The sequence below is a fragment of the Nocardia sp. PE-7 genome (genome assembly GCF_030486425.1).
GTDB lineage: Bacteria > Actinomycetota > Actinomycetes > Mycobacteriales > Mycobacteriaceae > Nocardia > Nocardia salmonicida_A.
In genome coordinates this window covers 5,236,970-5,258,406 of record NZ_CP129614.1, presented here as the reverse complement: position 1 = coordinate 5,258,406, position 21,437 = coordinate 5,236,970, and the positions used below count along the sequence as shown (strand labels likewise).

Below are 21,437 nucleotides of genomic sequence, written 5' to 3'. Positions count from 1 at the left end.
TTGCAGGCCCGCCGTAGAGGATAAGTCCCGCCCTCACTGGCCAGAATCCCGCCGGAACGACTCGATGAGCTGCTGAGCCTGGGTCCGAAGCGGCGGACTGTCGGGATCGTTGTCAACCACGACGTGCGCGATCTCGGGCCGGAAGTTCAGATCCAGCCCGGCGCTATAGCTGTCCCATTCGGCAAGCTTGCCGTTATCGCGTCCGGCGCCGCGCCGCTTGAGGTACATCAGCATCGTGTCGAGAGAACAGCGGACCCACACGAAAGTACAGTCTGCTTCGTAGGTTTCACCGCGGGCCGTGACGCGGTCCAGCCATGCACGGTTGGTGAATTCCTTCACGTACGGGGCGGTGGCGATGACCGACGTCCCGACGGCGATGTTGTCGTTGATCACTCCTTCGAGCGCCTCGTATTCCCTCGGCCGAAGTCGGTCGAAGTAGGTGTCGGATTCGCGGTCGTTGACGCTGTGCCCGAGGTCTTCAAGTGCAGGTTCGATCAGCGGACGCGCAATCGTGTCTTTGTCGAGGAACGCCCAGTTCGTTGCCCTAGCCAGCGTTCGAGCGAACTCGCTTTTGCCTGATCCGGGAAAGCCGCCGACGTAGACGATCCGCGGGCGAATCGGGCGAAGTGGCGACGACAGCGCAAGCGTGACTGATGTCGGCGTCGTCACGATGCGGCCGGACCGGTTCTGCGTCGCGACATAACCCTCCTTGACCAGGAGGTCCATCGCGTCGCTGATTGTGCGCTGACTTGCTTGCCATTCCTTCGCGAGCTCTCGCGTCGATGGGAGCCGCTGCCCGTCCCGCAGTCGCCCCGCCTCGATGTCGTTGCGGATGGCCTGCGCGATCCGGGCGGAGGCTGTCGATTTGGGGTCGCTCGCGGGCACGGCACTCCTTCGGTAGCAGTTGCTAACGGAAGGGTATCAGCTGCCACCGACGTTCTGACCTGGGAAAAGCGCGGATTCGGCCGTTGCTGTGAATTGCCTCACGAAAGTAGTTGCTCTCATGAGGTAGCAGTTGCTACCGTTGATGGCACGGGGCACATAGACCAACCGAATCGACACCCACCGAAGCCCCCGACTTCAAGGAGAAAAGATCATGGCTTTCAAGCGCGGCAACCGCTTCCCCGTCTCGCACGCCGAGGCATTCCCGATGGGCCTGATCCTGCAGGGCCAGATCGAGCCGCTAATCAAGTGGAACCCGGACCGCAATGCGGTGCCTGAACAGCGACGCGACTACGACCCCAAGACCAACGAAGGCACTCAGCTGCTGATGTGGCGTGCCACCGTGACCGATCCGGATGAGGCCAAGTCCAAGCGGGCCAGCTTCGACCTGATCTTCCTGGCCGAGCACGCTCCGGTTCCCTCGACGCCGGAGGTGTTGCCGGGGATGCGTCAGATCGTGTTGGAGGGCCTGATGGCTGAGCCGAAGGTGATGGGGCAGGGCGAATTCAAGTACCTGGGCTACCAGTTCTATGCCGGTGGCATCGAGGGCGATAACTCCGGTGCCCGTAACCGCTCCGTCGCTGACAAGGCCGCGTGATCGACATGGCAACCATGACGTTCTTCGTCCAATCACCCGACGGCGTCACGGTCGAATACGACGCGGCTAAGCGCCACGGCGACTACAAGATCGGTGCGTACGTGCGGATCAAGCTTCAGTCCGAACGCGGCCGCAACTGCCTGGCGCTGAGCATCGATGAGGCACGGCTCTTGGCTGAGCAGTTGCCCGCGTTGGTCATGGCTCATGATGCCGCCGAGCGTGTCCGGGCCGAGCAGGTCGCCGCTGAGAAGTCCGCGACTGAGTCCAAGGCGGCGTGACCGTGAGTACGGCGGATCAGCAGCCCAAGAGTGTTCGGTGGGCTCGCTGGTCCGCCGTCCTCATCGTCCTGGTTATCGGTGGGGCCGCGTTCGTTCTCTCGTTCGCGGCTCTGCGTGACCTCGCGGTCAGGGCCCACACACCTACTCATCTGGCGTGGCTGTTCCCGGTGATCGTGGACGGCACCATCATTCAAGCCACGATCGCGGTCCTGGCTTTGGCCGACAGCCCCGAACGCTCCTTCTTCACCCGTGTGCTGATCGCCGGGGCAACGGTCTCGATCGGCGGGAACATCGCTCACGCGCTCGTATCGGGTCACGGCGCTCTGGCCGCCATCCTCGCGGTGATCGCTCCCGCTGCGCTGTTGCTCGACACTCACGGTCTGGCTGTGCTGCTGCGCTCCCGCAATACCCCAAAGTCCGAACCCGCTACCCCAGCTGTCGCGGTCGAAGCGGCCGAACACGCTGTCCCCGAACATGTTCCGGCACCGACACCGATGCCGACGACTTCGCCGATTCCTCTGGCATCTGTCCGGCCGACCACGCCGCCACCGGTGCGGGTGGTCCAACCTTTCCAGCCACCGCGCCCGGTCGCGGTCCCTTCAGGAGGTCATTGACATGCAATACCCGCTGCCGCATTCGGTTCTGATCCCGTTGGGCGAGAAGTCCGTCCTGCGTGAGGTCGACGCGATCGACGCAAGGTTCGTCCACCGGTTCGACACGGTGGAGGTGAAGCTGGGTGCTTCCTGCCTGCTGCTCACCTTCGCCGATGCCGCCCTGCTGGCGGACAAGCTCGCCGCGGCGCTGGAAGCTCGCACCTCGACTCTGCGGGTGGTGGCGTGATGCTGCACCAGGCCGAAGGCCACTGGGTCTTCAACAAAGAACCGCACTGGGTGCGCGCCGAGATGCAGGTCGGTGGCCGTCTCTACCTCGACACCGGCGTTCCGGCTGCCCGGTACTTCGACTACGTCAACCGGGGGCATGGCGGAATCGTGCTCTCCCTCGGTCATGTACCGGGAACACCGTCTTTCCGGATGGAACTCGGTATCGACGATGTCATGCAGCTGATCGACATCCTTGCCGCTGCTGTCGTTGACGGGCGTATCGCGATGGTGGCAGCCAACGCCGAGGTCGAACGCGGCGAGGTTGTGGAGCCGATCCCGCCGATCCCGTTCACAGACGTGACCGCTGAACCGTGCCAGTGGCGTTGCTGCCGAGAGCGGGTCCTGTAATGGGCACCACTGTTGTTGCGCTGTCGACGATCCTGGCCACCGGGATGATGCTGTGGTGGCGCCGTCTCGACGGGGTGAGCGCCGCGGCTTCGATGTCGGCGTCAGAATCTGATCCGTTGGCCCATGTGCCGGCCGAATTGCGCACTGCGGTCATGATCATGACCGACTCCCGCCAGCTCGCCTACATGTGGGTCGCGCTCGGCCTCGGAGGTCCGGACGGCGGTTGGCCGAACGTGTTGACCATGACTCGGGTCCCTTCCGGTGCTGTCGCTGAGGTGCAGATGCTCGGCGGTCAGAAGCTCACGGACTGGACCAACGACGACACTCGCGACCAGCTCGCCCAGTACCTCGGTGTCCCGAAAGTTTTTGTCACACAAACAGATCCAGGATTCCTGACTCTGGATCTGCGGTGCTGGGACACCCTGGCCGATCCTGTCGTCGTCCACCCGAACGCGTTCGTCGCGACCGGTGTCGACCTGTCGGCCGTCCCGGTGGGTGTGCGTGAAGACGGCCGGGATTGGCTGGTACGGCTGCTCGGGACTCACATCCTGCTCGCCGGTGCGACCGGTTCGGGTAAGGGCTCGGTGCTGTGGTCGCTGGTCGCGGGGGTCGGTCCTGCCATCAAGGCCGGGTACGTCGATGTGTGGGTGGCAGATCCCAAGGGTGGCATGGAGTTTTCCCGCGGTGAGGATCTGTGGACACGGTTCGAGTGGACCGCTGCCGGGATCCTGGGGATGCTCTCCGACGCCGTGGCGCAGATGCAGGAACGCACCGCCCAGCTCAAGGCAGCACGCATCCGCAGGTTCACGCCCTCGCCGGACACGCCATTGGTGTGGGTCGTCATCGACGAAGGCGCTGCGTTGTCCTCGTTCGCCACCCGCGACGAGCAGGAACAGTTCCGCCAGTACACCGGCCTGCTGCAATCCCAAGGCCGTGCGGTCGGCTACTCGGTCACCGCGGCGGTGCAGGACCCGTCGAAAGAAACGATGCCGAACCGGCAGCTGTTCAACGTCCGCGTCGGCCTCCGCCTGGAGGAAGTTACTCAGATCCGGATGGTCCACGGCGATTCTGCCAAGGACAAAGGTGCCCGCTGCGACGAGATCCCCGCTGACACACCCGGTGTCGGCTACGTCGCCGAGGACGGCAAAGACGGGTTCGTGCGGGTCCGAGCGTTCATGGTCACCGACGACGACATCGACGCCCTGGTAGCCGCCTACGGGCCCGAGAAGCCGGACTACAGCCCGCAAGCCGACTACACCGGCTTCGATCCCGACTACATCCCAGGCGAAGACGACGAGCAAGGGATGGCGGCATGAAACGCGGAATGGTCACCGAATCCCACGTCGTCATCTACTGCGACACCTGCGGCGACATCCTCACCGACGCCGATGGGGAATCGATCTGCTTCGACACCACCAACCAAGCCGTGTCGTTCCTGGGCGCTGACCGTGCAAGCGGCTGGGTCTACGACGGCGACACCGTCCGCTGTGACATCTGCGTCGCGACTCAGCAGTGCCAGCGCGATGGCCACCAGTTCACCGAACTCGAATGCACCGTCTGCGGCATCTTCCCCGCCGATCACAAGGAGCACTGACCATGGCACGCAAGCACACCACCCGCACCGACAACGATCTCGCCGACGTTATTGACTTCCAGACACGGAGCCGCTGCCGCTCCGAAGCCCGCGGCCTCGACCCCGTCGCCGTCGCGGTCACGATGCTCGCCGAGACCGGCCACGCCCCTGCCTGGAACGACTACGGCACGGATGGATGGGACGACGCAGCATGATCATCGACCCGGCCGACGCCAAGCATTGGGGCCTGCTGGTCGGCGAGACAGTCCACCCGCTGCCCAAAGCTCGCGGACCGGCAGACGCCTACATCGCCGCCGCGAAAGACCGTCGTGACACCGACGTGGTCTACCGATACAACGCCAGTGACCCATGGCGCACCTTCATCGGCGACAAAAAATCACCCAACCAACTCGAATTCGATTGGGATGCAGCATGAGTCAAACGCAGAAGATCACCATCACGACCACAACCGACTTCGCTGACGTCGTGATGGACGCCATCGGTCGCGCCATGATCGCCGTCGTCGTCGCCGGTTTCCAACTGATCTGGTGGGCGCTCCTGTTCCCGATGGTCTCGGTTCCCGCCGGCCTTTCTGTCGCGGTCGGTTGGTGGTTTGGCTGGCCGTTCGGGGTCGGGGTGGCTGGTGTGGCTGTCGCGGGGATGGTGCTGTGGCGAGTATCGAGTCCGCAAACCTTCGAGCGCTGGCTCACTGGTCGCATCCGGTCGCGTTGGCTGAGCTGGTTCCGTTACTCCCGCTGCTGGGTAACGGTGATGGCCGCCTGCCAGCTCACCAAGACCGACAGCAACGACCGGGTGCTCAGCCCTCGACTGGTCGACGTCCGGATCGGGGAATCCCTCGACGTTGTCAAAGCCAAGATGCTGCACGGGCAGGCTCCGAGCGACTGGGAAAACCGTGTCGAGCACCTGGCCCACGCCTTCGGTACCCGCCACGCACAAGTCGCGATAGTCGGCCCGAGCCTGGTCGCAATCACCTTCCGCCGGTCGGACTCGCTCGCTGAACCGATCGTTGTCGACTTCGAATCGATGGCCGGATTCAAGACCCTGCCCTCGCGCAAGGCCGCATGACCACCACCGATTACCTAGCTGAGGGAGGCCACACCATGGACAACGCCACCAACACCGCCGAATCCGCCCCTGTGGCTTCCCTCGGCCGTACCACCGCCGCCCAGCGCCGTGCAATGCCGTCCTTGAAGGACATCGCTGCATCGGCAGCAGAGAAAGAAGGCGTGTGCGCCAGGGTCGTTCCGATGCGTGCCGTCGACGATTCCACCGGCAAGATCTCCTATGTCGGGGCACCGTGCAAATGCCGCTTCGAAGCGATCTGCCCGGCGTGCGCCAAGGCGTACCGCACCCTGCGGATGAACCAGCTCCGTGAAGGGTGGTGCCTGAGTGAGGAACCGGTCGATGAGACCGTTGAGCCGACTCAGGAACAAACAGACTTGCTCACTGCCCGCGCGAAACTGTTCGACCAGTTCCGCCGGGCCCGCGAAGACGACACCGACCTAGCTGACTCGATCCGTGCCCAGGTCGCCGAAATCGACGAGAAACTCCGCGAACTCGGCGTCAAGGGTCGGTTCCCGTCGCTGGAGGAGAAGCCACGCCGCAAGGCCAGGTCCACCCGCCGCCGCCAGGACGTGCCGAACCTTCCTCGCCGCAAGGTCGAAAAGCGCACCCTGGGCCAGGTCTACAACGGCTACCAGCCCTCTACCTTCCTGACGGTCACCCTCGACAGCTACGGGCCGATCAACCAGGTGTGGGACCCCAAGGCGGGTAGAGACGGTAAGGGCGCGATGGTCTCGGATGGTTCCCCGGTCGACCCCGAAACCTACGACTACTCCCGTGCTGCCCGTGACGCCATCCACTTCGCCGCTCTGATAGATCGGTGGGTGCAGAACCTGCGTCGGGCGGTCGGCTGGGATGTGCAGTACTTCGGCAGTGTGGAACCGCAGAAGCGTGGTGCCCCGCACCTGCACCTGGCTATTCGTGGGTCGGTGTCGAACAAGATGCTCAAGGCGGTCACCGCGGCGACTTACCGCCAGATCTGGTGGCCACACTTCGACAAGCCGGTCTACCACGACGGGCAGATGCCTGAATGGGACTACGTCGCCGGCACTTTCGTCGACCCGCAAACCGGCGACCCGCTGACCTCCTGGGACGACGCCCGGGCGGTGATGGACGAGGTAGACGACCTCGAACCCGCCCACGTTGTTCGGTTCGGTGTGCAGGCCAAGCCGATTCAGATCCTCGGTGGCACCGACAAGATGGAACGCCGGGTGCGATACCTGACCAAGTACCTGACCAAGAGTGTCGCTGACCTGCTCGAACCAGACTCACGTCGCGTCGCCGAACACTATGACCGGTTGCACGCGGAGATGTGCGTGACGCCGTGCTCGCCGAAGTGCGGGGTGTGGTTGCGCTACGGCATCGTCCCGAAGGGTGCCAGAGAGAAGACTCAGCCCGGTTATTGCAAGGGCAAGGCCCACCGCCGCGACACCCTCGGCCTGCCCGGTCGGCGGGTCCTCAACTCGAAGAAGTGGACCGGCAAGACCCTGCCCGACCACAAGGCCGAACGCGCGGAATTTGTTCGGCAACAGCTCGCGGCCGTGGGCATCGTCAAGCCCGACACCTCACATGTGCGGGTGTACCCGGTCCCGTCTGGTGATCCGGACGCACCACCGCGCGAACACCTCGTGATGGCGCTGGTGAATGCCCGCTCGAAATGGCGGGTCGAATACACCGCCGCTCGCATGGCTCTGGGCGACAACCCACCAGACACACCGACTTCTGTTCAGCAATCCGAAGCAGCATAGGGAGGGATCAACGATGGAACTGCCCGACGACCGCATGTGGACGGTAGACGAAGCCGCCTACTACCTCGGCGTACCCGTGAAGACTCTCTACCAGTGGAAATGGCAGGGTGACGGGCCTCCTGTACGCAAAGTCGGCCGCCACCTGCGCTACAACCCTGTTCGCCTGCGTGCCTGGGCTGACATGGACGAGGCCGCCTGATGGGCCACATCGACGACCGCTGGTGGCGTCCCAAGAAGGACGAAAAAGGCGACGTCATCGTCAACAGCCGCGGTAAGCCGGTCATGGAGAAGACCGAGCTGTACGGGCATGGGATGCGCTATCGGGCCCGCTACAAGGACCCTGACGGTGCCGAGCGTGGAAAGTCGTTTCCGGACAAGCAGAAGGGGCGCGCTGAGAACTTCCTGATCGAGGTCGAATCGGACAAGCGCGAGGGCAAGTACATCGACCCGAAGGCGACACGGAAGACGTTTCGGCAACAGGGTGAGAGCTGGTTCCGTGCGCAGTCAGCCGACCCGGCGAGCCGTGAAACCTTGCGGAGTCGGCTCGATTCACGCGTCTACCCGGAGTTCGGCGACCTCCCATTGGGAAAGGTGTTGCCGTCGACTGTTCGTGACTGGGTGAGCAAGCTCGAAGAGAAGAAGTACTCCGATAACTACAAGGCGGTGTTGTTCGACATCGTTGTCGGCGTTCTGGATACTGCGGTCGATGATCGACTGATCCGGACCAACCCATGCCATGCCAAGACGATTCGTCGCCCGGTGCGTAGAAGTCCGAAAGTGGTTGTCTGGCAAGATGATCGAGTTTCACGGGTGCGTTCGGGGCTGGTGAAGGTCGATGAGCGCTATTCCATCGTGATCCCGGTCGGGGTCGGGCTGGGTCTTCGGCAGGGCGAGCTGTTGGGTCTGTCGCCGGCCGATATCGACCGGGAAGCCATGACGGTCCATGTCCAGCGTCAGGTGAAGTACGTCAGAGGTGTGCTGATGTTCGCGCTTCCGAAGCGGGAGAAGACCCGGTACGTGCCGCTGTCGACGGCTCTGCTCGACGCGATCGATGAACACCTGAAGACCTTTCCGGCCCGGCCGGTCACGCTGCCATGGGCCTCCGCCGACGGAGAAAGGGTGACGGTGTCCCTGCTGATCACCAACGGCGGCGGGTCGACGATGAGCGGCGATCTGTTCGGCAAGGTCGTGTGGAAACCTGCGTTCGGCAAAGCTGGCCTCGAATATGTGAACCGTGCGGACGGGATGCACTCGGGCTTGCGTCACCTCTACGCCTCGAAGTTGCTCTCGCGTGGTGTCTCGGTGAAGGAACTCGCCGACTACCTCGGCCACGAAGACCCCGGCTTCACGCTTCGGGTGTACACACACCTGCTCTCGTCCAGCCACGAGCGCGCCCGCCAGGCCGTCGACGAGTCGGCCTACCTCTGGGAGCTTCCCTCCGAGAACGGCCTGGAAGCGGCCTGAGTGACCGTGAACCCGAATCGGACGGCTTCCGGAACAAAGAAATCCGGTGCGGGTCAGTAGTCGACTCGCACCGGATTTCTGTTGTCTACCAGGTCACTTCAGCTCGGAGCTGGTCTTTCCGAGCACGCGGCGAGCCACGATCAGCTGCTGGATCTGCTGGGTGCCTTCGAAGATGTCGAGGATCTTCGAGTCGCGAGCCCACTTCTCGAGCAGGGTCCGCTGGGAGTAGCCGATGGAGCCGGCCAGTTCCACTGCCTTGAGGGTGACGTCGGTGCCGGTGCGGCCCGCCTTGGCCTTGGACATCGAGGCCTCGAGCGAGTTCGGCTTCTTGTTGTCGGCCATCCAGGCGGCGCGCAGGGAGAGCAGGTAGGCCGCTTCGTAGTCGGCTTCCATGCGCAGGAATTCGGCGGCCGCGGCGGACTGGTTCATCGCGGGGGTGTCGTAGGAGATCTCGACACCCGCCTCGGTGAGGACGCTACGCAGTTCCTCGAGCGCGGCGCGGGTGACGCCGACGGCCATCGCCGCCACGAGGGGACGGGTGTTGTCGAAGGTCTGCATGACCCCGGCGAAACCCTTCTCCACGTTGACTTCCGGCGAGCCGAGAATGTTGTCGGCGGGGATGCGGCAATCCTGCAGCAGCAGCACCGCGGTGTCGGAGGCCTTGATGCCGAGCTTGTGCTCGAGCCGCGCCACCGACAGACCCGGAGCGTCACGCGGGACGACGAAGGACTTGATCGCGGCGCGACCGAGGCTCTTGTCGACCGAGGCCCACACCACGATGTGGGTGGCACGCTGACCGCAGGTGACGAAGATCTTCTCGCCGTTGAGCACCCACTCGTCGCCGTCGAGAACAGCGGTGGTGGTGACGGCGGCGGAGTCGGAACCGAAGGACGGCTCGGTGATCGCCATCGCGGCCCACACCTTGCCGAAACGCGAGAGCTGCTCGTCGGTCGCCACCGCGGCGATCGCGGCATTGCCCAGTCCCTGGTAGGGGATGGTGAGCATCAGGCCGACATCGCCCCACGAGGTCTCGAGGGAGTTGAGCAGCGCGGACATGTTGCCGCCGTTGGCATTCGCGGTCAGATCCGCGTCGGCCTCGTCGTTACGGCCGCCCGCGGCGCCGCCGATCTTCTGGGTGCCGGAGTCGGCGAGCCCTTCGATCATGGCGGCCATGGTGTCGAGCTCGACCGGGTACTCGTGCTCGGCGAGGTCGTACTTGCGGGAGATGGGACGGAAGATCTGCGAGGCGACCTGGTGGGCCTGGTTGGCGCTCGCCTTCAGCTTCTTGGGGAGTTCGAGATTGATCATGAGGGGGCTCCTGGAAGGTGAGAAACGGGCCTAGACCAGCACGATGCCTTCGGCGACACCGACGGAACGAAGGTCGCGGTACCACCGCTCGACCGGGTGTTCCTTGGTGAAGCCGTGACCGCCGAGCAGCTGCACGCCGTCCAGGCCGATCTGCATGCCCTTGTCGGTGGCCAGCTTGCGCGCCAGCGCCGCCTCACGGGCGAACGACAGGCCCTGTTCCGCGCGCGAGGCGCCACGCAGGGTCACCAGACGCAGTCCGTCGAGCTCGATCGCCATGTTGGCGACCATGAAGGCCACCGCCTGACGGTGCGAGATCGGCTCGCCGAACGCTTCGCGCTCGTTCACATACGGGATCACGTAGTCGAGCACGGCCTGACCGGTGCCGATGGCCAGCGAGGCCCAACCGAGCCGGGCGAGCTGCACCGCGTCGCCGTACTCGGCGGCGCGGGTCTTGGCGTCACTGTCGCCGAGAACGGCGTCGGCGCCGACGGCCACGTTGTCCAGGATGAGTCGACCCAGGCCGGCGGCGCGCAGGCCCATGCTCGGATCGGCTTCCACGGACAGCCCGGCGGTGTCGGACTCGACGATGAACAGCGCCGGGCGCCCGTCGAGTTCGGCCGCCACGATGAACAGTTCGGCATCGGCGGCGGCCGGGACCAGGCTCTTCACGCCGGTGAGCTTGTAGCCGCTGGGGGAGCGAACGGCCTTTGTCTGCAGGGCGAAGGGGTCGAACAGGGCGCGCGGCTCGTTGATCACCACGGACGCCTGCGGCACCGCGTCGCCGGTGAAGGCGGGTAGGTAGGTCTGCTGCTGCGCGTCGGTGCCCCACTGCGAGAGCGCGACGGTGACGCCGCTGGGCGCCAGAATCGGCAGCGCCAGGCCCATGTCGCCGTGCGCGAGAGCCTCGGCCACCAGGGAGTTGGTGACGGCGCCGCGCTCGGAAGCCGCGCCTTCCAGCTCCTCGGGGACATTGATCAGGGTGATGCCGAGTTCGGCGGCGCGCTCGAGCAGGTCGCGCGGGGCCTTGGCGGCATTGTCGGCGTCGTAGGCCGCGGGGCGCAAGATCTCGCCCGCGAACTCACGCACCGTCTCGACGATCATCTGCTGCTCGTCGGACGGGGTGAGATCGAAGTAGTCCTTGGTCTTGGCCTCGTTGTCGACCAGACGCTTGGGCTCACCGCCGCCGGCCACCTTCGCGAAGGTACGAGTGGCCGCGCCCAGGGTGCGGAAGCCCGTCTTGGTGCCCTCGTAGGTGACTCGCTCGATCGGCTTGCGCAGGTTGTACTTGCCCGCGAGCTCCGACCCGGTAATGGTCGTCAAAGCGCGCATCGCGGCGCCCATCCAGTCCCGTTTGGGCTGGCTGAGGCCGACCGCGGACGTGTCGTTCGGACGTCGCTTCGTCGCGCTGTCTCGAGTGCTCATCATCACCTGATTTCCTCGGCTGTCGGGGTGCCTTCGACCCCACCATCTTACTCTTCGGTAAGACTATCTTACTCCGGAGTAAGAAGTGTGCCCACCCGTTGTGAAATCGCCGGTTTCTGTCACGCTGGTCCTGTGCCAGTCATCGCGTCGGCCTTCGCGCTCGTTCTGCTGGTCACGTCGGGGCGCTACGGCTATCACCGCGACGAGTTGTACTTCCTGGCCGCAGGTCGGCGTCTGGACTGGTCATACCCCGATCAGCCGCCGTTGTCGCCGTTTCTGGCCAGATTCATGGCCGCGGTCGATCCCGATTCGTTATGTGTCATGAGATTGCCTGCCGTCGCCGCGGCCACCTTCGTCGTGGTGTGTACGGGGTTGCTGGCGGGGGAGTTGGGCGGTGGACGTGCGGCGCGGGCACTGGCCGCGGGCGCTGTCGCGAGTTCCGCGCTGGTGATGGGCGTGGGGCACCTGCTGGGAACGACGGTGTTCGATCTGGCGGCCTGGTCGCTGATCTGTCTATTGGTGGTGAAACTCGCCCGCGATCCGCGATGGTGGCTCTTGATCGGCTTGGTCGTGGGGATCGGGCTGCAGAACAAGGTTTTGCTGATCCTGCCGGTTGTCGTCCTCGCCTCGGCACTGGTGCTGACCGGGCAACGAAAGCTGTTCGCTACCAGGTATTTCGGATTCGCCGTCGGGACCGCGCTGGTGCTGTGGCTGCCGTATCTGTGGTGGCAGGCGGACAACGGGTGGCCGCAGTGGGAGCTGAGCAGGGCGATCGCCGGTGGTTCGTCGGGGACCTCGGATTCGCCGATCATGTTCGTGCTCTTGCAGTTCGGGCTGTTCGGGCCGTTGCTGGTTCCGCTGTGGGGGTACGGGTTGTGGCGGTTGTGGAACTCGCGATGGCGGGCGTTTGCGCTGACCTACGCGACGCTGTTCGTGGTGTTTCTCGCGACCGGTGGAAAGGCCTATTACCTCGGCGGGATGTATCCGGTGCTGCTCGCGGCGGGTACGGTCGGGCTGAGCCGGTGGTCGGCCGAGAACCGAAAACGTTGGGCGGCAATCGCTTCGGTGCTCGTGGTGAACGCGGTGATGTCGGCGCTGGTGTTCCTGCCGGTGTGGCCGATCGCGTGGCTGCGGGACTCGCCCGTCCTCGCCATCAACTACGACGCGGGCGAAACCATCGCCTGGCCCCGCTACGTCGAGCAGATCGCCGCCGCACGACCACCCGGCGCCCCCGTCCTCACCGCCAACTACGGCGAGGCGGGCGCGATCGAGCGCTACGGATCCGACTACGCCCTGCCCACACCGCATTCCGGCCACAACGCCTACTGGTGGTGGGGACCTCCGCCGGACACCGCGACCGAGGTCCTCACCGTCGGTATCGACCGCGACCGGCTCACCGAACTCTGTTCGACGGTCGAACCCGCGGGCACCCTCGACAACGGCCTCGGCATCGACAACGACGAACAGGGCGAGCCGATGTTCGTGTGCCGCAACCCGGTCCGCCCGTGGTCGCAACTCTGGCCGCAGCTGCGCAGGCTCGGCTGAGTGTCCGGTCCCGGTCGTCGCGGAGATCTAGAGACCGTGCCGGTCGAGGAAACCGGTCAGCAGTTTCTCCCATTCGTCGGGGCGCTCGACCATGACGACATGGCCGGCTTCGATCTCCGCGTATTCGGCGCCGGGGATCGCGGCGGCCAGCGTCCGCGAGTTCGCCGGATCGACCAGCAGGTCGGCGGTGGTGGCCACGACGAGCGTGGGCACGGCGATGGCGGCGAGGTCGGCGGTGGTGTCGACCGACTCGACCAGCGCCGCCTGCTGGCGGGTGCCGCCGGGAATCGAGGCGGCGGTCCGACGAACGATGTCGTCGACGGTGTCCGCGGGCAGATTGTTGACAAAGCTGGTGGAGAAGCCGGTGAGCACGGTGAGCCGGGCGAAGGAATCGTGGTCGCCGCGCTCGAGCAGGTCCTGCCAGGCCCGCACGGCCAGCTGGGCGCGATGGTCGGGAGCGGCCAGGCCCGCGGTGAGCAGCAGGCCGGTGACGCGGTCGGGGTGGCGCGCGGCGGCGCGCACGGCCACCGCGGTGCCGAGCGAGAAACCGACGACGGCGAAGGTCTCGACACCCGCATCGACGGCCGCCGCCACCAGGGCATCGGCGAGGCCGTCGAGATCCAAGGGCGTGTCATCGCCCGGGTAGTCCGACGCGACCACGGTGTGCGCCGCGGCGAGAGTGGGAATCAGGGTGCCGAAATTGCTCTCGATCCCGCCGCCCGCGCCGTGCGCGAGGACGATGCCGGAACCGGAGCCGTGGACGGTGGTGTGCAGGGGAATCGTGTTCATGGCAGCGACGTTAGGGATTGACATGGGTGTGAAGGTCAAGCCGAAGGTGCCGGTGGTCACATGCTGATCGGTGAATTGGCGCGACGCACCGGGGTGGCCACCCGGCTGCTGCGCTACTACGAGGAGCAGGGTCTGCTGCATCCGCACCGCGACGGCAACGGGTACCGCAGCTATCCCGCGTCGGCGGTGGGCACGGTCGCCCGGATCAGGGAACTGCTGGCCGCGGGACTGAACACCGATGACATCGCCCTGCTCATGCCGTGCGCCGAGAACGCGGGGCCGGTCCAAGCCTGTGAGATGTCGGTGCGAATCATGGCCGAGCGAACCGCCGAACTGGAACGGCGCATCACCGACCTCGACCGTCAGCGATCCCGACTCGCCGCTCAACTCGGCGCGAGCCTCGCCCACGCCGGGGGACAGCCGGTGCCGGACCTGAAGTAGCACCCGCGCATCGGCCGTTCCCGCCGACAGGCTCTATTCGCGCACGTAGTAGCGCAGCGTGAGGTAAGCGGTGACGGCGGCGAACACGATGCCGACGGGAGCGATCGTCAGGGCCACCACCGCGATGTCGTCGCCGGTGATACGCGGGAAGACGTTGCTGTCGAACAGCGGGCCCAGCGCCCGGTCGATCACCAGCGGCCGGGCGATGACCAGGCCGAGGACCGCGAGTACCGAACCGACGAAGGCTGCCGCGACCGCTTCGAGGAGGAACGGTAGCTGGGTATACCAGCGGGTCGCGCCGACCAGTCGCATGATGCCGACTTCCGTGCGCCGCGTGAACGCGGCGATCTGCACCATGTTCAACACCAGCAGCATCGCGGCCAGCGCCATCACCAGCGCCAAACCGAACGCGGCATTGCGCAAACCGTCGAACAGGCTGGTCAGCCGGTCGACGAACTCCTTGTCATTGGCCACGATCCGCACACCCGGCCGGGTCGCGAAGCTGTCGTAGATGTGCTGGTACTGATCGGCGTCGGTCATCTTCACCCGCAACGAGGCGGGCAGCGGTGAGTCGGAGATGTACTGCACCATCTCCGGCTGGTCCGCGAACAGCTTCTTCGCCTCTTCCAGAGCGTCGGCGCGGTTGAGGAACTGCACGCTCTCCACGCCCGAGGTCTGCTTGAGGTCGGCGAGCAGCGACTTGCACGGGTCGGCGGCGCAGTCGGGATCGGTGTCGGAGACCGCGTCGTCGAGATAGAAACGCACCTCGAGACGGCCGATGAAGAAGTTCTCGGTCTTGTCGGCCATCCGCACCGACAGCATGCCGCCGCCGAGCATCATCAGCGACACCGCCGTGGTCAGAATCATCGCGATGGTCATCGTGAGATTGCGGCGCAGGCCGTCGACGACCTCGGTGAACAGAAAACTCAGTCGCATTATCGACCCACCCCGTAGACACCGGTCGCTTCGTCGCGCACGAGTCTGCCGTGGTCCAGTTCGACCACCCGCCTTCGCATGGCGTCGACGATGTGGTTGTCATGGGTGGCCATCAGCACCGTGGTGCCGACGCGATTGATCCGCTCCAGCAGGGCCATGATGTCGGCGCTGGTATCGGGGTCGAGGTTGCCGGTCGGCTCGTCGGCGAGCAGGACCAGCGGCCGGTTGACGAACGCGCGCGCGATCGCGACCCGCTGCTGCTCACCACCGGACAGCTCCGAGGGCAAGCGCTGCCCCTTACCGCCGAGCCCGACCATGTCGAGCACCTCGGGCACCGTCCGTTCGATGAACTGACGTCGCTTGCCGATCACCTCCAGCGCGAACGCGACATTCTGCTCGACGGTCTTCTGCTGCAACAGCCGGAAGTCCTGGAACACGCAGCCGATCCGCTGCCGCAACTTGGGTACCTTGCGCCCCGGCAACTTGTCGACGCGGAAGTCGGCGACCCGGATCTCGCCCGATGTCGGCGCCTCTTCCTTGAGCAGCAGTCGCATGAAAGTCGACTTGCCCGAACCGGACGGGCCGATGATGAAGACGAACTCGCCTTTATCCACATCGACGGAAACATTGTCCAGCGCCGGTCGCGTCGAGGTCGGGTACGACTTGCTGACGTTGCGCATGGTGATCACGGGGAGCCAGTGTAACCAGCGATGGGGGCGTCCCGGCCGGACGCGACGCGCCGATCAGCGTTCGGGTTCGGAATTCACCCAGGTCGGGACGGCATTGAGGAACGTCGTCGGGCCCTCGGCCGCGGTATCGGTGGGTTTGACGAACAGATACACGACGAACGTCGACAGCCACGCCGCCATCAGGATCGCTGTGGACTTACGTGGTTTCACTGATTCCCTCCTTACGCAGGGCCGCGGCCACGCGTACGCGCAGTTCGCGACCCACTTCGAATTGTTTGCCTGGCAATGTGCGGGCAACCATCCGGATGTTCATCACCTCGAGCGAGAGATCCTCGACACCCATCACCGACGGCTCGTCGAGCAGAAGCGGTTTGAGGCGATGATCCTCGTAGGCCTTGGTGCAGACCGCGTGCAGGATCTCGTTGATCTTGGTGATGTCGGCCTGCGCGGACACCGGGACGTCGATCGCGGCGCGCGCCCAGTCCTTGGACAGATTGGTGACTTTCACGATCTGCCCGTTGGGGACGATGATCACCTCGCCGTCGGAATTACGCAGCGTGGTGATGCGCAGAGTCACGTCCTCGACGGTGCCCTCGGCCACCTCGGCGGAGCCGGTGACCGAGATCTGCACCACGTCACCGAAGCCGTACTGGCGCTCGGTGATCAGGAAGAACCCGGCCAGGATGTCCTGGACGATGCGCTGCGCGCCGAAACCGAGCGCGGCGCCGAGCACCGCCGCGGGCGCGACCAGTCCGGTCACCGCGAAGCCGAGCCTGCGTAGCACCTCCATGCCGACCAGCACGTACACGATGGTCAGCACCACCCACGTGACCACCTGGGCCAGCGCGTGCCGATGCTTGGCCGCTTCGGTGCGCACCAGGGCATCGCTGGTCTGGAAACCCGAGTCGATCTTGGTGGTCACCCGGTCGCGTAGGAACGCCGCGAATCGGCCGAACAGCATCGCGCCGACGATCAGCAGAACGATTTCGAGGCCGCTGGAACGCATCCAGTCGCTGATCTCGGGTCCGCTGCTGGCCGCGAGGACGTCGGTCATCGCGTCTCCTTCATGGACCTGCACAGGCACAGTTTCGGTTCGGTCGAACGCACACCAGAAAGGTTACAGGTCGGTCACGGCGTGCGGTCAAACGTGCTGAAGCCCACGGTTTGTGAGCGAATCGCTGGCTACGCGTCGTCCTGATCGCGCATCCGCCAACGGATTCCGGATTCGATGAACCCGTCGATGTCACCGTCGAGCACCGCGGTGGGGTTGTTGACTTCGTGGTTGGTGCGCAGGTCCTTGACCATCTGGTACGGGTGCAGCACGTACGAGCGCATCTGGTTGCCCCACGAGGCACCCTCGTTGGTCTTGAGCGCGTCCATCGTGGCGCGCTCCTCCTGGCGCTTGCGCTCGAGCAGCTTGGCCTGCAGCACGCGCATCGCCGAGATCTTGTTCTGCAGCTGCGACTTCTCGTTCTGGCAGGTGACGACGATGCCGGTGGGGATGTGGGTCAGACGCACCGCGGAGTCGGTGGTGTTGACCGACTGGCCGCCGGGGCCCGACGAGCGGTACACGTCGACCCGGATCTCGCCCTCGGGGATCTCGATGTGGTCGGTCGTCTCCACGACGGGCAGGACCTCGACCTCGGCGAAGGAGGTCTGGCGGCGGCCCTGGTTGTCGAACGGGCTGATCCGGACCAGGCGGTGCGTGCCCATCTCCACCGACAGGGTGCCGTAGGCATAGGGAGCCTTCACCGCGAAGGTGGCGCTCTTGAGGCCCGCCTCTTCGGCGTAGGAGGTGTCGTAGACCTCGACGGGGAACTTGTGCCGCTCGGCCCAGCGGATGTACATGCGCATCAGCATCATCGCCCAGTCGGCGGCGTCGACGCCACCGGCGCCGGAACGGATGTTGACCAGCGCGTCACGCTTGTCGTACTCGCCCGAGAGCAGGGTGCGCACCTCCATCGCCTCGACGTCCACGCGCAGTGCGGCGCGCTCGGCATCGGCGTCGGCGGTGGCTTCGGCGGCGGCCGCGTCTTCTTCGGCCTCGGCCAGTTCGTAGAGCACCGGCAGGTCCTCTAAGCGCTGGCGTAGTTCCTCCACGCGGCGCAGTTCGCTCTGCGCGTGCGACAGCTCACTGGTCACCTGCTGGGCGTGTTCCTGGTTGTTCCACAGCTCGGGATCCGCGGCCTGGTGCTCGAGTTCGTCGATGCGGCGGCGTAGCTCCTCGACATCGAGGACCGACTCGACCGTCTTGAGCGTGGTGTCGAGTTCTGCGAGGTCGGCGATAACGTCAGGATGCACGATTTCCTAGGCTACCGGTCGCCTCCGACACCGCGCGTAATCGGCTCAGCTTGCGATGGACCGTAGGCCGCCGGGGCGGCGTCCGACTAGTTGGTCGAGGGCGCTCGCGCTGGCCTCGTCGGCGGGGAGCAGGACGTAGAGCGACTGGTCGTCGTCGATGGACAGATCCAGCGATTCGTAGGCCAACCGCAGCGTGCCCGCCTCGGGATGGCTGAGCCGGTCGATCCCACCCGAAGGCGGGAGTCCGGGCAGGGTCGCGAGGCGATCGGTGAAGGCGCTGCCCGCGGTGACGGTGAGTTCGTCGACCAGGGCGGCGACCATCGGGTCGGCGCGGAACGGGCCCTGTTTGAGCGAGGCGACCAGCTTGTCGGCGGCGGCGTCCCATTCCGGGTACAGCTCGCGGGCGCCCGGATGGGTGAATACGAACCGGGCGACGTTGGCGGGTTCGCCCTGCTCGAACAGCCCACTGGGCGCCATCAGCTTCCGATAGCCCTCGGTACAGGCCAGGATCTCGGTGAAGCGGTTGGTGATCGCGGCGGGCGCGGGTTCGAGCTGGGTGAGAACGGCCAGAATCGTGGGTCGCACCGTGCGGTTCGGCCCCTGCTCGGCGGCGCCGCAACTGAAACCGGACGCGCCCTTGGAGAGTTGATGCAGGTGGACGCGTTCACGAGGGCTCAGTCGCAGCGTCTCGGCGAGCGCGGACAACACCTGGGCAGAGGGGTGACTGTCGCGGCCTTGCTCGAGCCGGATCAGGTACTCGACACTCACCCCGGAAAGATACCCACTATGCACTCCTTCTCATAAAATCGGATCATGACGCGATCGAAGGCAAAGACCCAGGTCGAGCCCGCCTGGCTCGCCGAGATCAACGGGGCTCTGGCCGATGCTGTGGCCGATGTCGACCCCGCTCAGTGGGTGTATGGGTATGTGCGGATCTCCCGTGATGAGAAGGACCGCGCCGAGGGTGTGCACCTACAAGCGAAAAACCAGGTCAAGCACGCCAAGCGCAAGAAGCTGCCGTTGGCGCGGATCTTCTGCGACAACGACATGTCCGGTGCCGACGCCGACCGCCCCGCCCTGCGGGAAGTGCTGGGGTTGGCCACCGGTGGTCCGGCCAGCGTCATCCTTGCTCGTGACGTGTCCCGGTTGACCCGTGACTACGACCTCGGCAACGAGCTGATGAAGCTGGGCCGTGATGAGGGTGTGCGGTACTGCTTCGTCAACGCCACCGACTACGACCTGACCACCGGTGCGGGTCGCAAGAATTTCATGGTCGCCGTCGCCGAAGCGGTCGAGTACCGCGAAGTCAACACCGAGAACCTGTTGGAGCGGATGAGCGAGGAAGCGGCGAAGGGAGTCATGCAAGGAGGTTCGCGCCGCTTCGGATACGGGAAGGTGGCCGGGACGCATCCGATCACCGGTGCCGAGATCCTGGACCGGTGCGCGTTGCGTGACGAGGAAGTGGAGGTACTGCGGGAGGGCCGTGATCGGCTCATCAACGGTGAGACTCAAACCTCGATCGTGACCGACTGGAACGCGCGGGGTGTGACCACTGCCGAGGGCGAGCTGTGGGGTGTGGGCAGGCTCGCCAAGCAACTGCTGTTGGAAGCGTATGTGGCTTACGACCAGGGAGAGCACACCGACGCCAACGGCGATCGCTGCGAATGCCTGAACAACCCCGAAGGCAACGGCATTCGCTTCCACGAGCGCAGCGGTACCCGTCATCGTGGGCAGTGGCCCGCGATCTTCACTCGTGCCGAACATGACGCCATGCGCGCGGCGGTGACCTCACACCGCCGGTCCAAGAACCCCGAGAGGCCACGCCAGCGCAACGCCTTCTACTGGTTGACCGGGTTGGCCGAGTGCGGCGGCACGTGGAGAGAGGGCACCGACCGCGCTGGCCAGTACTGCGGGGGATGGTTGGTTGGTTCGGCACTGGAACGCACACGCAAGAGCGGGCCCCCGGTAATTCAGCGCCGCTACGGGTGCCGGTCCAAGGACGCGCGCAAAGTTGTGTGTGCGTGCGGGCGGGTGTTCCGCGACGCGGACGCGTTGGAGACGTTCGTGGCGCAAGCGGTGATCGCCGAGTACGAGAACCCCGACATCCTCTCGCGTCTGGATCGCGGCAACGAAAATGCCGAGCGGATCGCGGCACTACAGAAGAGGATCGAGACCACCGCGGGCAATCTCGACGCCGAGGCTGACCGCCGCACCGAGGTTCTGAGCGGTGCCGGTGACGAGTTCGACTTGCGCGTCATCGATCGCACCATCACCGGACTCAAAACCAGCTTGAAGACCCTGCGTGCCGAACAGGATTCGTTGCGGTCGAGTCAGGCGCTGGCGGTGTTGGCCGACATCGGTTCCGCACCAGGGGAGTTGCGCAAGGCATGGATTACCAAGGGTTCGCGGTGGCGGCACGAAGCCGCCGCCCGCGTGATCGAGAAAGTGATCGTGCGGCCCGCGAACATCTACGCCGCGAAGTGGGAAGACCAGAACGGGCGCGTGTGGCGTTTCGACAAGTCCTCGGTCGAGATCGTGTGGCGTCCGTTGTGAGCGTCTCAGGTGTCGTCGCGGCGGCGGCGGTCGCGGTCGAGGGAGTCGATCGCGTTGCGCAGGAACAGCGCGAGTGAATCGAGCACGACGGGATCGGTGATGCGAGGCGATAGCCCTTGCCGCATCCGACTTTCGGCGACCCAGCGGCGGGTGGCTTCGCTGGTCGGTCCGATCAGCGCGGGCCCGCGCCCGTCGGTGTTGTTGTGGCCTGCGGTATCAGAGTCGGTGCCCTCGGTGGCCGCACTGTCGGCCGGTGTCGAGGCTTCCGAGTTGTCGGCTGGTGCCGATGCTGCCGGGGAGTCGGAGTCGGTGACCGGCGGAGCCTGCTTGTCACGTCGGCCCGACTGAGAGACACCGGACCGGCCGGTGTGTGGACGAACTTTTCTGTTGTGAAGGGACATTTGCGTTCCTTTTCAGTTGATCGACGTGTCCCCTGATCTCGCGGCTCTTTTCCGCTTTCCAGTGTGCCATTGTTCGAAGGTCGGTTAGGTATGCAATTTTCGGCACCTCGAGCGGGCTCGGTCGGTGCCGCCGCTCG

At 65.4% G+C, this 21,437-nt stretch carries 27 protein-coding genes; 16 read left to right on the top strand and 11 right to left on the bottom strand.

Annotated features, from left to right (window positions below; translation table 11 throughout):
* Nucleotides 1-33 precede the first annotated feature (33 nt).
* Nucleotides 34-885: an AAA family ATPase gene (locus QX204_RS24745; RefSeq protein WP_301902697.1), complete on the bottom strand. Its 852-nt coding sequence runs from the start codon at nt 883-885 to the stop codon at nt 34-36.
* A gap of 211 nt (nt 886-1,096) precedes the next feature.
* On the opposite strand from QX204_RS24745, the gene QX204_RS24740 reads away from it, so the two are divergent.
* The 13 genes from QX204_RS24740 to QX204_RS24680 are packed head-to-tail and all read left to right on the top strand — an operon-like array spanning nt 1,097 to nt 8,915.
* Nucleotides 1,097-1,540, top strand: a complete 444-nt coding sequence (locus QX204_RS24740) for a hypothetical protein (protein WP_301902696.1) — start codon at nt 1,097-1,099, stop codon at nt 1,538-1,540.
* Nucleotides 1,537-1,818 (top strand): hypothetical protein, encoded by a 282-nt coding sequence (locus QX204_RS24735; protein ID WP_301902695.1) that lies wholly within the window; start codon nt 1,537-1,539, stop codon nt 1,816-1,818. Before QX204_RS24740 ends, QX204_RS24735 begins: the two co-directional genes overlap by 4 nt.
* 2 nt (nt 1,819-1,820) lie before the next feature.
* The gene (locus QX204_RS24730; protein ID WP_301902694.1) at nt 1,821-2,432 is read left to right on the top strand and encodes a DUF2637 domain-containing protein; all 612 of its coding nucleotides are present in this window, start codon (nt 1,821-1,823) and stop codon (nt 2,430-2,432) included.
* 1 nt (nt 2,433) lies between these two features.
* Nucleotides 2,434-2,658, top strand: a complete 225-nt coding sequence (locus QX204_RS24725; protein WP_301902693.1) for a hypothetical protein — start codon at nt 2,434-2,436, stop codon at nt 2,656-2,658.
* Complete coding sequence (locus QX204_RS24720; protein WP_301902691.1) at nt 2,655-3,047, top strand: hypothetical protein; 393 nt, start codon at nt 2,655-2,657, stop codon at nt 3,045-3,047. The genes QX204_RS24725 and QX204_RS24720 overlap by 4 nt, the downstream gene beginning before the upstream one ends.
* Nucleotides 3,047-4,363, top strand: coding sequence for an FtsK/SpoIIIE domain-containing protein (locus tag QX204_RS24715; protein ID WP_301902690.1), 1,317 nt, complete (start codon nt 3,047-3,049; stop codon nt 4,361-4,363). The genes QX204_RS24720 and QX204_RS24715 overlap by 1 nt, the downstream gene beginning before the upstream one ends.
* Entirely contained in the window at nt 4,360-4,641 is a 282-nt protein-coding gene (locus QX204_RS24710) for a hypothetical protein (RefSeq protein WP_301902688.1), read from the top strand. The genes QX204_RS24715 and QX204_RS24710 overlap by 4 nt, the downstream gene beginning before the upstream one ends.
* Nucleotides 4,642-4,643: 2 nt before the next feature.
* Nucleotides 4,644-4,835 (top strand): hypothetical protein, encoded by a 192-nt coding sequence (locus QX204_RS24705; RefSeq protein ID WP_301902686.1) that lies wholly within the window; start codon nt 4,644-4,646, stop codon nt 4,833-4,835.
* Complete coding sequence (locus tag QX204_RS24700; protein WP_301902684.1) at nt 4,832-5,056, top strand: PIN domain-containing protein; 225 nt, start codon at nt 4,832-4,834, stop codon at nt 5,054-5,056. The genes QX204_RS24705 and QX204_RS24700 overlap by 4 nt, the downstream gene beginning before the upstream one ends.
* The gene (locus QX204_RS24695) at nt 5,053-5,706 is read left to right on the top strand and encodes a hypothetical protein (protein WP_301902683.1); all 654 of its coding nucleotides are present in this window, start codon (nt 5,053-5,055) and stop codon (nt 5,704-5,706) included. Before QX204_RS24700 ends, QX204_RS24695 begins: the two co-directional genes overlap by 4 nt.
* Entirely contained in the window at nt 5,703-7,451 is a 1,749-nt protein-coding gene (locus tag QX204_RS24690; protein ID WP_301902681.1) for a replication initiator, read from the top strand. Before QX204_RS24695 ends, QX204_RS24690 begins: the two co-directional genes overlap by 4 nt.
* 13 nt (nt 7,452-7,464) lie before the next feature.
* Nucleotides 7,465-7,650, top strand: a complete 186-nt coding sequence (locus tag QX204_RS24685; RefSeq protein WP_301902679.1) for a helix-turn-helix domain-containing protein — start codon at nt 7,465-7,467, stop codon at nt 7,648-7,650.
* A complete protein-coding gene (locus QX204_RS24680; RefSeq protein WP_301902677.1) occupies nt 7,650-8,915 on the top strand; it encodes a tyrosine-type recombinase/integrase in 1,266 nt (421 codons plus the stop codon). Before QX204_RS24685 ends, QX204_RS24680 begins: the two co-directional genes overlap by 1 nt.
* Nucleotides 8,916-9,008: 93 nt before the next feature.
* Here the strand turns inward: QX204_RS24680 and QX204_RS24675 are convergent, their stop codons facing one another.
* Nucleotides 9,009-10,223: an acyl-CoA dehydrogenase family protein gene (locus QX204_RS24675; protein ID WP_301902675.1), complete on the bottom strand. Its 1,215-nt coding sequence runs from the start codon at nt 10,221-10,223 to the stop codon at nt 9,009-9,011.
* A 30-nt stretch (nt 10,224-10,253) separates the two neighbouring features.
* Nucleotides 10,254-11,648 carry an acyl-CoA dehydrogenase family protein gene (locus QX204_RS24670; RefSeq protein ID WP_301902673.1) on the bottom strand — a complete coding sequence of 465 codons (1,395 nt, stop codon included), beginning with the start codon at nt 11,646-11,648 and terminating at the stop codon, nt 10,254-10,256.
* 129 nt (nt 11,649-11,777) lie between these two features.
* Here QX204_RS24670 and QX204_RS24665 point away from each other — a divergent pair, with 129 nt between their 5' ends.
* The gene (locus QX204_RS24665; RefSeq protein WP_301902672.1) at nt 11,778-13,190 is read left to right on the top strand and encodes a glycosyltransferase family 39 protein; all 1,413 of its coding nucleotides are present in this window, start codon (nt 11,778-11,780) and stop codon (nt 13,188-13,190) included.
* A 27-nt stretch (nt 13,191-13,217) separates the two neighbouring features.
* Here the strand turns inward: QX204_RS24665 and QX204_RS24660 are convergent, their stop codons facing one another.
* The gene (locus tag QX204_RS24660; RefSeq protein WP_301902670.1) at nt 13,218-13,979 is read right to left on the bottom strand and encodes an alpha/beta fold hydrolase; all 762 of its coding nucleotides are present in this window, start codon (nt 13,977-13,979) and stop codon (nt 13,218-13,220) included.
* Between the two features lie 60 nt (nt 13,980-14,039).
* Here QX204_RS24660 and QX204_RS24655 point away from each other — a divergent pair, with 60 nt between their 5' ends.
* Complete coding sequence (locus QX204_RS24655) at nt 14,040-14,420, top strand: MerR family transcriptional regulator (RefSeq protein ID WP_301902668.1); 381 nt, start codon at nt 14,040-14,042, stop codon at nt 14,418-14,420.
* A 33-nt stretch (nt 14,421-14,453) separates the two neighbouring features.
* On the opposite strand, the gene ftsX is transcribed toward QX204_RS24655, so the two are convergent.
* The 6 genes from ftsX to QX204_RS24625 all read right to left on the bottom strand — a co-directional run bounded on the left by ftsX (nt 14,454) and on the right by QX204_RS24625 (nt 19,114).
* A complete protein-coding gene (ftsX, locus tag QX204_RS24650; protein WP_301902667.1) occupies nt 14,454-15,356 on the bottom strand; it encodes a permease-like cell division protein FtsX in 903 nt (300 codons plus the stop codon).
* The gene (ftsE, locus tag QX204_RS24645) at nt 15,356-16,045 is read right to left on the bottom strand and encodes a cell division ATP-binding protein FtsE (RefSeq protein WP_301902666.1); all 690 of its coding nucleotides are present in this window, start codon (nt 16,043-16,045) and stop codon (nt 15,356-15,358) included. The genes ftsX and ftsE overlap by 1 nt, the downstream gene beginning before the upstream one ends.
* A gap of 54 nt (nt 16,046-16,099) precedes the next feature.
* Nucleotides 16,100-16,255, bottom strand: a complete 156-nt coding sequence (locus QX204_RS24640) for an Rv3103c transmembrane domain-containing protein (RefSeq protein WP_301902664.1) — start codon at nt 16,253-16,255, stop codon at nt 16,100-16,102.
* Nucleotides 16,242-17,099, bottom strand: coding sequence for a mechanosensitive ion channel family protein (locus QX204_RS24635; RefSeq protein ID WP_301902663.1), 858 nt, complete (start codon nt 17,097-17,099; stop codon nt 16,242-16,244). Before QX204_RS24635 ends, QX204_RS24640 begins: the two co-directional genes overlap by 14 nt.
* A gap of 128 nt (nt 17,100-17,227) precedes the next feature.
* Entirely contained in the window at nt 17,228-18,346 is a 1,119-nt protein-coding gene (prfB, locus tag QX204_RS24630) for a peptide chain release factor 2 (RefSeq protein ID WP_301902662.1), read from the bottom strand.
* Between the two features lie 45 nt (nt 18,347-18,391).
* Nucleotides 18,392-19,114 carry a helix-turn-helix transcriptional regulator gene (locus tag QX204_RS24625; protein WP_301902661.1) on the bottom strand — a complete coding sequence of 241 codons (723 nt, stop codon included), beginning with the start codon at nt 19,112-19,114 and terminating at the stop codon, nt 18,392-18,394.
* Nucleotides 19,115-19,159: 45 nt separating this feature from the next.
* On the opposite strand from QX204_RS24625, the gene QX204_RS24620 reads away from it, so the two are divergent.
* Nucleotides 19,160-20,899: a recombinase family protein gene (locus QX204_RS24620; RefSeq protein ID WP_301902659.1), complete on the top strand. Its 1,740-nt coding sequence runs from the start codon at nt 19,160-19,162 to the stop codon at nt 20,897-20,899.
* A gap of 5 nt (nt 20,900-20,904) precedes the next feature.
* Here QX204_RS24620 and QX204_RS24615 read toward each other — a convergent pair whose 3' ends face one another.
* Nucleotides 20,905-21,300 (bottom strand): hypothetical protein, encoded by a 396-nt coding sequence (locus QX204_RS24615; RefSeq protein ID WP_301902658.1) that lies wholly within the window; start codon nt 21,298-21,300, stop codon nt 20,905-20,907.
* Between the last annotated feature and the right edge of the window lie 137 nt (nt 21,301-21,437).

Excerpts from the sequence above, each read along its gene's own strand:
- QX204_RS24740 (WP_301902696.1), top strand. The coding sequence starts at position 1,097 with ATGGCTTTCAAGCGCGGCAACCGCTTCCCCGTCTCGCACGCCGAGGCA.
- QX204_RS24725 (WP_301902693.1), top strand. The coding sequence starts at position 2,434 with ATGCAATACCCGCTGCCGCATTCGGTTCTGATCCCGTTGGGCGAGAAG.
- QX204_RS24715 (WP_301902690.1), top strand. The coding sequence starts at position 3,047 with ATGGGCACCACTGTTGTTGCGCTGTCGACGATCCTGGCCACCGGGATG.
- QX204_RS24710 (WP_301902688.1), top strand. The coding sequence starts at position 4,360 with ATGAAACGCGGAATGGTCACCGAATCCCACGTCGTCATCTACTGCGAC.
- QX204_RS24705 (WP_301902686.1), top strand. The coding sequence starts at position 4,644 with ATGGCACGCAAGCACACCACCCGCACCGACAACGATCTCGCCGACGTT.
- QX204_RS24700 (WP_301902684.1), top strand. The coding sequence starts at position 4,832 with ATGATCATCGACCCGGCCGACGCCAAGCATTGGGGCCTGCTGGTCGGC.
- QX204_RS24695 (WP_301902683.1), top strand. The coding sequence starts at position 5,053 with ATGAGTCAAACGCAGAAGATCACCATCACGACCACAACCGACTTCGCT.
- QX204_RS24690 (WP_301902681.1), top strand. The coding sequence starts at position 5,703 with ATGACCACCACCGATTACCTAGCTGAGGGAGGCCACACCATGGACAAC.
- QX204_RS24685 (WP_301902679.1), top strand. The coding sequence starts at position 7,465 with ATGGAACTGCCCGACGACCGCATGTGGACGGTAGACGAAGCCGCCTAC.
- QX204_RS24680 (WP_301902677.1), top strand. The coding sequence starts at position 7,650 with ATGGGCCACATCGACGACCGCTGGTGGCGTCCCAAGAAGGACGAAAAA.
- QX204_RS24675 (WP_301902675.1), bottom strand. The coding sequence starts at position 10,223 with ATGATCAATCTCGAACTCCCCAAGAAGCTGAAGGCGAGCGCCAACCAG.
- QX204_RS24670 (WP_301902673.1), bottom strand. The coding sequence starts at position 11,648 with ATGATGAGCACTCGAGACAGCGCGACGAAGCGACGTCCGAACGACACG.
- QX204_RS24660 (WP_301902670.1), bottom strand. The coding sequence starts at position 13,979 with ATGAACACGATTCCCCTGCACACCACCGTCCACGGCTCCGGTTCCGGC.
- QX204_RS24655 (WP_301902668.1), top strand. The coding sequence starts at position 14,040 with ATGCTGATCGGTGAATTGGCGCGACGCACCGGGGTGGCCACCCGGCTG.
- ftsX (WP_301902667.1), bottom strand. The coding sequence starts at position 15,356 with ATGCGACTGAGTTTTCTGTTCACCGAGGTCGTCGACGGCCTGCGCCGC.
- QX204_RS24635 (WP_301902663.1), bottom strand. The coding sequence starts at position 17,099 with ATGACCGACGTCCTCGCGGCCAGCAGCGGACCCGAGATCAGCGACTGG.
- QX204_RS24620 (WP_301902659.1), top strand. The coding sequence starts at position 19,160 with ATGACGCGATCGAAGGCAAAGACCCAGGTCGAGCCCGCCTGGCTCGCC.
- QX204_RS24615 (WP_301902658.1), bottom strand. The coding sequence starts at position 21,300 with ATGTCCCTTCACAACAGAAAAGTTCGTCCACACACCGGCCGGTCCGGT.